This window comes from Acidovorax sp. KNOB132, from assembly GCF_057541515.1.
Genome location: NZ_BAAJYT010000032.1, coordinates 22,421 through 31,663, shown reverse-complemented (window position 1 = coordinate 31,663; position 9,243 = coordinate 22,421). Strand labels below are relative to the sequence as shown.

Annotated in this window: 9 protein-coding genes and 1 pseudogene; 5 read left to right on the top strand and 5 right to left on the bottom strand. The window is 60.3% G+C overall.

The window, feature by feature from the left end; all coding sequences use genetic code 11:
* The 5 genes and pseudogenes from AC27IO_RS07585 to AC27IO_RS07565 form a co-directional block, all read right to left on the bottom strand.
* Nucleotides 1-140, bottom strand: a pseudogene (locus tag AC27IO_RS07585) (diacylglycerol kinase); the annotation flags it as partial.
* Nucleotides 141-202: 62 nt separating this feature from the next.
* Nucleotides 203-691: an RDD family protein gene (locus AC27IO_RS07580; protein WP_284430919.1), complete on the bottom strand. Its 489-nt coding sequence runs from the start codon at nt 689-691 to the stop codon at nt 203-205.
* Between the two features lie 64 nt (nt 692-755).
* Nucleotides 756-1,610, bottom strand: coding sequence for a DUF3106 domain-containing protein (locus AC27IO_RS07575; RefSeq protein ID WP_284430957.1), 855 nt, complete (start codon nt 1,608-1,610; stop codon nt 756-758).
* Nucleotides 1,611-1,626: 16 nt separating this feature from the next.
* On the bottom strand, nt 1,627-2,073 hold the full coding sequence (locus tag AC27IO_RS07570) for a DUF3619 family protein (protein ID WP_284430920.1): 447 nt from the start codon (nt 2,071-2,073) through the stop codon (nt 1,627-1,629).
* Nucleotides 2,070-2,639 carry an RNA polymerase sigma factor gene (locus AC27IO_RS07565; protein ID WP_272569459.1) on the bottom strand — a complete coding sequence of 190 codons (570 nt, stop codon included), beginning with the start codon at nt 2,637-2,639 and terminating at the stop codon, nt 2,070-2,072. The genes AC27IO_RS07570 and AC27IO_RS07565 overlap by 4 nt, the downstream gene beginning before the upstream one ends.
* A gap of 284 nt (nt 2,640-2,923) precedes the next feature.
* Here AC27IO_RS07565 and AC27IO_RS07560 point away from each other — a divergent pair, with 284 nt between their 5' ends.
* The 5 genes from AC27IO_RS07560 (at nt 2,924) to AC27IO_RS07540 (ending at nt 9,203) form a co-directional block, all read left to right on the top strand.
* Complete coding sequence (locus AC27IO_RS07560; protein WP_498738210.1) at nt 2,924-4,711, top strand: acetolactate synthase 3 catalytic subunit; 1,788 nt, start codon at nt 2,924-2,926, stop codon at nt 4,709-4,711.
* A 143-nt stretch (nt 4,712-4,854) separates the two neighbouring features.
* Nucleotides 4,855-5,346, top strand: coding sequence for an acetolactate synthase small subunit (gene ilvN / locus AC27IO_RS07555; protein ID WP_092743827.1), 492 nt, complete (start codon nt 4,855-4,857; stop codon nt 5,344-5,346).
* A gap of 63 nt (nt 5,347-5,409) precedes the next feature.
* The gene (gene ilvC, locus AC27IO_RS07550) at nt 5,410-6,426 is read left to right on the top strand and encodes a ketol-acid reductoisomerase (RefSeq protein WP_284430922.1); all 1,017 of its coding nucleotides are present in this window, start codon (nt 5,410-5,412) and stop codon (nt 6,424-6,426) included.
* 196 nt (nt 6,427-6,622) lie between these two features.
* Nucleotides 6,623-7,456 carry a CDP-diacylglycerol--serine O-phosphatidyltransferase gene (gene pssA, locus AC27IO_RS07545; RefSeq protein ID WP_284430923.1) on the top strand — a complete coding sequence of 278 codons (834 nt, stop codon included), beginning with the start codon at nt 6,623-6,625 and terminating at the stop codon, nt 7,454-7,456.
* Nucleotides 7,457-7,664: 208 nt separating this feature from the next.
* Nucleotides 7,665-9,203: a 2-isopropylmalate synthase gene (locus tag AC27IO_RS07540; protein WP_284406930.1), complete on the top strand. Its 1,539-nt coding sequence runs from the start codon at nt 7,665-7,667 to the stop codon at nt 9,201-9,203.
* Nucleotides 9,204-9,243 lie beyond the last annotated feature (40 nt).

Below are 9,243 nucleotides of genomic sequence, written 5' to 3'. Positions count from 1 at the left end.
AAAGCCATGCATGCCTCCAGCCGAAAAGCCTTCTCGCCCCAGCCGGCCTGAAGGCCCTGCAGCGAATATTGTCCGGCATGCCACAGGCGGTGCAGGCCGGTGCGGGCCTTGTGGGGATGGGGTGTGAAGGGGGCAGACATAGGCCACGCATTTTCGCCGGCCTGTGTGGCAGTTATCGCCTCCGGCGAAAGAAGTTGTCGGCTTACTTTTTGGCGTGTTCGAAATGCACGAGCCGCGTGCCGGCCCAGATGTCGTGCCAGAACTGCCGCTCGGGCTGAAACCGGCTCAACAATGCCCAGACCGCCACCCACCCCAGCAGAATGACCGCCGATTCACCACCGGACAGCTGGAACGGCGCCATGGCCGCCAGCGGCGGCAAAAACCACAGCCAGCTCAGCGCGTAACGGGCGAGGGCCCGGGTCTGCGTGATCGGCTGTCCCAGCCGGTCCACCACCCGGATATGCCAGGTCTTCATGGCCAGCGTTTGTCCTCTGGCCCAGAACCAGACGAAATAGATGCCGAAGACAACGAAAAGAAAACCCTGGAGCGCATGGCGGTTGTCCAGCGCATTGCGTGTCTGGCTGAGCGTGCCGAAAAGATAGCCGGCAATGAACACCACCCCGAACATCAGCATGCCCTCGTAGAGCCAGCAAGCCATGCGACGGCGCAGCGAAGGGGTGGTGCCGTTCATCGCGGTGCGGGAAATGTCATGGCTGGCCATGGTGCTCTGAGACGGAGACGCAGACATGGCGGTATCACTGAGGCGGGTGAAGCGGGGTATTGTCCTGGGTCGGGGCGGCAGTGGGGGCTGCCTCGGCGGCCACCGGCTCTGCGCCGCTCAGCGGCGCCAGGGGCGAGGGAACAGCGATCGGCACCGAGATGGGTGCCGTTTCCACTGGAGGTGCCAGACTGGCCGCTGGGACCGATACCGGCAATGCCTGGGTCGGATGGAACTCGCTCACCGGCGGAATCTTGGGGGGATTGGGGCGGTTTGCATTCGCGACCGCGGCGGCAGGAACGCGGGCCAGCTTGCGAGGGGCCACGGGCCGGATCGCCGTGGCCGCGCCGGTGGGCCGAGGGGCCGCACGGGCCGCCAGCTGCTTCTTTTCCTCGGTAGGCAGGGCTTGGTACGCCTCCCACTGGGCCCACTTGTCATCCACGGCCAGTTTCTTGGTGGCGGCGTAGTTCAAACGGGCCTGACTGCGCTGCTGAAGGCTGAGGTTGGCCCAGTCGGTCATGCGCCCCAGCATCTTTTCGCGCTCTTGTGGCGACAAGGTAGGAAAGCTTGCGGACAGTGTGATCCAGCGCCGTTTTTGCGCCTCGCTGAGCAGGCTCCAGCGGGAGGCCAGGGGGGCAAGCGCTTCCTTTTGCGCGGCCGTCAAAGATTGCCATGCAGGCCCCGAGCCTGCACTGTCAGGATCCTGAAGCCGTAACTCCGGCCCACGGGCGGTGTGTTTGCTGGCCAGCGCCTCGGCTGGCATGGGCGCCACCGGTGCCATCCCGACCTGTGTCCAGGCTTGCCAGCCGCCCGCGACGAGCGCGCCCAGCAAGACAAAAGCCAGCACGGCGGCTGGCATCAGGCGGGGGGCGTCCAAAGGGCTGGCGGGCATGCAATCTGCAATAGGGTCAGTGGGTCGGGTTGGCGGACGTCTTGAGGAATTGAAGGAATCCCGGATCGGCATAAGCAGATGGCGGAAGATCATCCGTGAGCAAGGCGGCGTCCACCTCTGCCACCTCGTTCACCCCTTTTTCGTCCTGCGAGACATTGATGACCACCAGCCCGACGAGCAGTGCGGTGATTGGAACGGCCGACACCAGGGCGCGCCACCAGCTACCGCCTTCTCCGCCCCAGCCCAGCACCGCGCTGTTGCCGGAAGCCAACACGGCGGGAGCCGTCTGCCGCGCCGGTGCGACCACCTTGCGTTTCGCAAGGGCCTGCACCCGCGCAGCACGGAGCCGCTCAGAAATATCGTAAGGAAGCTCGGCCGTGCCATCGGAAAGGCGTGCCGTCACACGGCGCGCAAAACGCTCTGCGGCAATTTCCGCAGGATGGGTTGAGGACTGGTAATTCATAGTTCGATTCCTTTCGCCTTCAGTGCTTTGCTGAGGGTCTGGACGGCACGAAAGCAGTGCGTTTTGACGCTGCCTTCCGAGCAGCCCATCGCAGCCGCCGTTTCTGCAACATCCATCTCTTCCCAGTAACGCATCAAAAACGCCTCCCGTTGACGAGCTGGCAACTCTTGAATTTCCGCTTCGATGTCGTGAAAAACCTGGGCACGCCTGACCAGATCTTCCGCGCTTTGGGCTGTCTCGCCGCCCTCGGGGCCCGAATAGGCTTCCAGCAGATCGAAATCTGCACCGTCTTCTCCCGGCCCTTCGAAGTCGCTCATGCTGGAAAACAACGCATTGCGTGTCTTCTGGCGCCGAAACCAGTCCAGCGTGCAGTTGGACAGGATGCGCTGAAAGAGCATGGGCAACTCGGCCACCGGCTTGTCACCATAGTGCTCGGCCAGCTTGAGCATGCTGTCCTGAACGATGTCCAGTGCCGACTCCTCATTGCGTACGTGATAAAGCGAGCGCTTGTATGCTCGCTTTTCTACGCTTTTGAGGAAGTTGGAGAGTTCTTGTTCGGTAGCCAAGACAAAGGTGCCCGCTGATCGGGGCTTGGGGTTCGTTGGCGACAAACGCCAGCGCGTGATTGCCGAGTTTATCGCATCGACTTCAAGTCTTTTGGGCGTGCCGTGCCCAGAATCCATGTTGCAGTGCCATAATCCGGCCTGCAATTCAAAAGGCAAACGGGTTTCGGTCCGGCGCAGCAATCATCTCGCCCATGTCCGAAGCCTCAAGTTCCAAGTCGGCTCCACAAGAGTCCGCACAAGGGGCACCCAAGGTTTTTCGTTAGAGAAATTCGCAAAGGTTGATCATGGAAATCTCCAAGGCCGAAATCACTTCGGCGGCCGCTGCCACGCAGGGCGCTTCGCATTCCCCGTCCCAGGACCTCATGGGGTCCGAAATCCTCATCAAGTCTTTGCAGGCCGAAGGCGTGCAATTCATCTGGGGCTATCCGGGTGGCGCGGTTCTCTACATCTACGACGCGCTCTACAAGCAAGAGACCATTCAGCATGTGCTCGTGCGCCACGAGCAGGCTGCAGTGCATGCTGCCGACGGCTACGCCCGTGCCACTGGTGAAGTGGGGGTCGCCCTCGTCACTTCCGGCCCCGGATTGACCAATGCCGTGACCGGAATCGCCACGGCCTACATGGATTCCATTCCCATGGTCATCATCTCCGGACAGGTGCCGACGGCCGCGATCGGGCTGGACGCCTTCCAGGAGTGCGATACCGTGGGCATCACGCGCCCCATCGTGAAGCACAATTTTCTCGTCAAGGATGCCCGCGATCTGGCCATGACGATGAAAAAGGCCTTCCACATCGCCCGCACCGGCCGTCCCGGACCGGTGGTGGTCGATATCCCGAAAGACGTCTCCTTCAAGAAGGTGGCCTACCACGGGTATCCGCAGAGCGTCGAAATGCGCTCCTACAACCCTGTTCGCAAAGGCCATGGCGGCCAGATCCGCAAGGCGCTGCAGTTGCTGCTGACCGCCAAGCGGCCTTACATCTACACGGGTGGCGGCGTTTTGCTGGGCAATGCCACGCAAGAATTGCGCACGTTGGTGGACATGCTGGGTTATCCGGTGACCAATACCCTGATGGGATTGGGCGCATACCCGGCGAGCGATCGCAAGTTCCTCGGCATGCTGGGCATGCATGGCACGATCGAAGCCAACAACGCCATGCAGAACTGTGACGTGCTCCTGGCGGTCGGCGCACGGTTCGATGACCGCGTCATCGGCAACGTGAAGCACTTTGCGCAGAACGATCGCAAGATCATCCATATCGATATCGACCCTTCGAGCATCTCCAAACGCGTCAAGGTCGATATTCCCATCGTTGGCGACGTCAAGGATGTACTGACGGAGCTGATCACCATGGTGAGCGAATCCAGCACTCGGGCCGATGCCGGTGCCTTGGCCGCCTGGTGGGACGCGATCGAAGGCTGGCGCAAGCGCGAATGCCTCAAATACGATCGCAGCAACAACGAAGTCATCAAGCCGCAATACGTGGTCGAAACCCTCTGGAACATGACCAAGGATGCCGACACCTATGTGACCTCCGATGTGGGGCAGCATCAGATGTGGGCGGCTCAGTACTATCGATTCGATGAGCCGCGCCGCTGGATCAATTCCGGTGGACTTGGCACGATGGGTGTGGGTATTCCTTATGCCATGGGCATCAAGTTGGCGAAGCCGGACGCCGAAGTGTTCTGCATCACGGGCGAAGGCTCGGTGCAGATGAACATTCAGGAGTTGTCCACCTGCCTGCAATACAACACTCCCATCAAGATCTGTGCGTTGAACAACCGTTACCTTGGCATGGTGCGGCAGTGGCAGGAAATTGAATATTCTGGCCGCTATAGTCACAGCTACATGGACGCGTTACCCAACTTCGTGAAGCTGGCGGAAGCGTATGGCCACGTGGGTCTTTTGATCGAGCGGCCGCAAGACGTCGAGCCCGCGCTGCGCGAGGCGCGCAAGCTCAAGGACCGCACGGTTTTCATGGACTTCCGCACTGATCCGACGGAGAACGTGTTCCCGATGGTTCAGTCTGGCAAGGGCATTACCGAAATGCTTTTGGGATCGGAAGATCTTTAAGCCTAATCGCTCTTCAGCGCTTTGCCATAAAGCGTTGCCAGCTATTCTTTGAATAGCAATATCTCCAACGACGAATCTATTGCCTGCCGAGCTTGGCGCTTACCAGCGCCAGGGGAGGGCAGCGAAAAGAGGAATCTGCACCCATGAAGCACATCATTGCCGTCCTGCTGGAAAACGAACCCGGCGCGCTGTCCCGCGTCGTCGGCCTGTTTTCCGCACGGGGCTACAACATCGAATCGCTGACCGTGGCTCCCACGGAAGACGCGTCGCTTTCGCGCATGACGATACAGACCACGGGGTCCGATGACGTGATCGAGCAAATCACCAAGCATCTGAACCGCCTCATCGAAGTCGTGAAGGTGGTCGACCTGACCGAGGGCGCGTACACCGAGCGGGAGCTCATGATGGTGAAGGTGCGTGCTGTCGGCAAAGAGCGCGAAGAGATGAAACGCATGGCGGACATCTTTCGCGGCCGAATTATCGACGTCACAGAGAAGAGCTACACCGTCGAGTTGACGGGAGATCAGTCCAAGAACGATGCGTTTTTGCAGGCCATCGACCGCACCGCCATCCTGGAAACCGTGCGAACCGGCGCCAGCGGCATCGGCCGCGGTGAACGCATTCTGCGTGTCTGATCCATTCCGCTTATTTCCTCACCTTTTTTCACTACCCCCTCATCGATTCAACCTGGAGCCAACATGAAAGTTTTCTACGACAAAGACTGTGACCTGAGCCTGATCAAAGGCAAGACCGTGGCCATCATCGGCTATGGCTCGCAAGGGCACGCCCATGCGCAAAACCTGAACGACAGCGGCGTGAAGGTCGTGGTTGGCCTGCGCAAGGGCGGGGCCTCGTGGGACAAGGTCGGCAAGGCTGGCCTCAATGTGCTGGAAGTGAACGAAGCGGTGAAGGCTGCCGACGTCGTCATGATTCTGCTGCCCGATGAGCAGATCGCCGAGGTCTACACGAACAATGTGGCCCCGCACATCAAGCAGGGCGCATCGCTGGCCTTCGCACACGGGTTCAACGTGCATTACAACCAAGTCGTGCCCCGCGCTGACCTGGACGTCTGGATGGTGGCCCCGAAGGCTCCTGGCCATACCGTGCGCAACACCTACACCCAAGGCGGTGGCGTGCCCCATCTGGTGGCAGTGCACCAGGACAAGTCCGGCAAGGCCCGCGATCTGGCCCTGTCGTACGCCATGGCCAATGGTGGCGGCAAGGCCGGCATCATCGAGACCAACTTCAAGGAAGAGACCGAGACAGACCTGTTCGGCGAACAGGCCGTGCTGTGCGGTGGCGCGGTCGAGCTGATCAAGATGGGTTATGAAACCCTGGTCGAAGCCGGCTACGCCCCTGAAATGGCTTACTTCGAGTGCCTGCATGAGCTCAAGCTCATCGTGGACCTGATCTACGAAGGCGGCATTGCCAACATGAACTACTCGATCTCCAACAACGCCGAGTTCGGCGAGTACGTGACCGGCCCGGAAGTGATCAATGCTCAGTCGCGCGAAGCCATGCGCAACGCCCTGAAGCGCATCCAGAACGGCGATTACGCCAAGATGTTCATTCAGGAAGGCCGCCTGAACTATCCATCGATGACGGCTCGCCGCCGCAACACGGCCGACCACAGCATCGAAGTGGTGGGCAACAAGCTGCGCGCGATGATGCCCTGGATCGCCAAGAACAAGCTGGTGGACCAGACCCGCAACTGATCGCCGCCGCGTGCCTGCGGTCTCGGCGGTGGGCACCAAGATTGCAGGGAGGCCACTTCGGTGGCCTTTTTCTTTGGATTCTCATAGTGTGTGCAGGCACTACACTCCGCTGTCCGCCGATCACTGGGATCCGGCAGAGGTACTCTAATTTTGATAGCTGCTTGCGCTGACCGTGTGGGCGCTGGAGGTTCATTTGATGCACGAGGGCAATGATTTCGCCAATGACACGCCCGTGGTGGTGCGCAAGCGGCGAAAAGGCATCTACATACTGCCCAATCTGTTCACGTTGGCGGCGCTTTTCGGGGGGTTCTATGCCATCGTGATGGCCATGAATGGCCGCTTCGATCTTGCTGCCGTCGGTGTGTTCTGTGCCATGGTGCTCGATAGCCTGGACGGGCGTGTGGCCCGGATGACCAATACGCAGAGTGCCTTTGGCGAGCAGATGGACTCGCTCTCCGACATGGTGTCTTTCGGAGCCGCACCAGCGCTCATTGCCTATGAGTGGGCGCTGAAGGGGCTTGGACGCTGGGGATGGATCGCCGCTTTCGTCTATTGCGCCTGTGCGGCCCTGCGATTGGCCCGTTTCAATGTGAACACCGGCGTGGTGGACAAGCGGTACTTTCAAGGCTTGCCATCGCCCGCCGCCGCCGCATTGGTGGCAGGCTTCATCTGGTTGTTGACGGAACTCGGTGTGCGCCGCGGCGAGACGGGCTGGATGAGCTGGTCACAGGTGAGCTGGACCATGTTCGGCTTCACGCTGTATGCGGGCCTTACGATGGTGACCAATGTCCCGTTTTACAGTTTCAAAGACATTCAGATGAAGAAGAGTGTGCCGTTCGCCGTCATCGTTTTGATCGCGCTGGGTATCGCCATCATCAACATCCACCCACCCACCGTGCTGTTCAGCGTGTTCGTGCTGTATGGCCTGAGCGGATACTTCGTCTATGCGTGGCGCAAGGCGAAAGGGCAGCACAGCAGCGTGATCAGCATGTCCACTGACGAGCCGGACGAACGTGGCTTGCACAAGTGATTGCGCCGCTGGGTGAGGCTGGTGTGCTACATTGCGCCGCATGAAAACGCTGGCACTGCCGCTGCTATCGCTATTCGCTTTCGGGCGAAGACGCTAGCGCACAGGCGCTCTTCTTGCAAAAAGGCCCGTATGCATCCGCAGCGGGCCTTTTTGCTTTGCGTGCCAGAATTTCAACGTTGCGGACCCCCACCATCTCTGGAGAAACACAATGGCAGACAAGCTGATTATTTTCGACACCACGTTGCGCGACGGCGAGCAGTCGCCTGGCGCATCCATGACCAAGGACGAGAAGCTGCGCATTGCGCGCCAACTCGAGCGTCTCAAGGTCGATGTGATCGAAGCGGGGTTTGCTGCCAGCTCCAACGGGGATTTCGAGGCGGTACAGTCCATCGCGCAAGCCATCAAGGACTCGACTATCTGCTCCCTGTCCCGCGCGAACGATCGTGATATTTCGCGCGCAGCGGAAGCGCTGAAAGGGGCCAATAGCGCACGCATCCATACGTTCATTGCGACGAGTCCGCTGCACATGGAAAAGAAGCTGCGCATGACCCCCGAGCAGGTGCTGGAGCAGGCCAAGCAGTCGGTCCGATTCGCCCGCAACCTGATTGGCGACATCGAGTTCAGCCCGGAGGACGGGTACCGCAGCGAGATGGATTTCCTGTGCCGCGTCCTGGAAGCCGTGATTGCGGAAGGAGCCACCACGATCAACGTGCCTGACACCGTCGGCTATGCGGTTCCCGAACTGTATGGCAACTTCATCAAGACTTTGCGGGAGCGGATTCCCAACAGCGACAAGGCCATCTGGTCGGTGCATTGCCACAACGATCTGGGCATGGCGGTGGCCAACTCTCTGGCGGGCGTGAAGATCGGCGGTGCCCGCCAGGTCGAGTGCACGATCAACGGGCTGGGTGAGCGGGCAGGCAACTGCTCGCTGGAAGAGATCGTGATGGCCGTCAAGACACGCAAGGACTACTTTGGACTGGAGCTGGGCATCGAGGCCCAGCACATCGTGGCGGCCAGCCGCATGGTCAGCCAGACGACGGGGTTCGTCGTGCAGCCCAACAAGGCCGTGGTGGGCGCCAATGCTTTTGCGCATGCCAGCGGGATCCATCAGGATGGCGTGCTGAAGGCCCGTGACACCTACGAAATCATGCGGGCCGAGGATGTGGGCTGGTCTGCCAACAAGATCGTGCTGGGCAAGTTGAGTGGCCGCAATGCCTTCAAGCAGCGTTTGCTTGAATTGGGTGTGCAGCTTGACAGCGAAACGGACGTCAACAGCGCTTTCGCCAAGTTCAAGGAGTTGGCGGACCGCAAAAGCGAGATCTTCGACGAGGACATCTTGGCGCTGGTCAGTGGTGAGAGTGCCGCCAACGAGCAGGAGCAGTATGGCTTCGTGTCGTTGTCGCAGCACAGCGAAACGGGCGAGCGCCCGCAAGCCACCATTGTCTTCACCGTGGGCGGCAAGGAGGTGCGGGGCCAGTCGGATGGCAATGGGCCTGTGGATGCTTCACTCAAGGCCATCGAGTCGCACGTCAAGAGTGGGGCCGAAATGGTGCTCTATTCGGTCAATGCCATCAGCGGTTCGACGGAGAGCCAGGGGGAAGTGACGGTGCGGCTGCAGAACAGCGGCCGGGTGGTGAACGGGGTGGGGGCAGACCCGGACATCGTGGTCGCGTCAGCCAAAGCCTATATCAGTGCGTTGAACAAATTACAAAGTAAAGCCGATAGAGTCGCCGCACAAGGCTGACCATCGAATTTATAATTCATTCACTTTATTGAAAGGTCGC

What these genes read in the sequence shown, in the direction of transcription:
- AC27IO_RS07575 (WP_284430957.1), bottom strand. Translation starts at nt 1,610, where the DNA reads ATGCCCGCCAGCCCTTTGGACGCCCCCCGCCTGATGCCAGCCGCCGTG.
- ilvC (WP_284430922.1), top strand. Translation starts at nt 5,410, where the DNA reads ATGAAAGTTTTCTACGACAAAGACTGTGACCTGAGCCTGATCAAAGGC.
- ilvN (WP_092743827.1), top strand. Translation starts at nt 4,855, where the DNA reads ATGAAGCACATCATTGCCGTCCTGCTGGAAAACGAACCCGGCGCGCTG.
- AC27IO_RS07540 (WP_284406930.1), top strand. Translation starts at nt 7,665, where the DNA reads ATGGCAGACAAGCTGATTATTTTCGACACCACGTTGCGCGACGGCGAG.
- pssA (WP_284430923.1), top strand. Translation starts at nt 6,623, where the DNA reads ATGCACGAGGGCAATGATTTCGCCAATGACACGCCCGTGGTGGTGCGC.
- AC27IO_RS07560 (WP_498738210.1), top strand. Translation starts at nt 2,924, where the DNA reads ATGGAAATCTCCAAGGCCGAAATCACTTCGGCGGCCGCTGCCACGCAG.
- AC27IO_RS07570 (WP_284430920.1), bottom strand. Translation starts at nt 2,073, where the DNA reads ATGAATTACCAGTCCTCAACCCATCCTGCGGAAATTGCCGCAGAGCGT.
- AC27IO_RS07580 (WP_284430919.1), bottom strand. Translation starts at nt 691, where the DNA reads ATGAACGGCACCACCCCTTCGCTGCGCCGTCGCATGGCTTGCTGGCTC.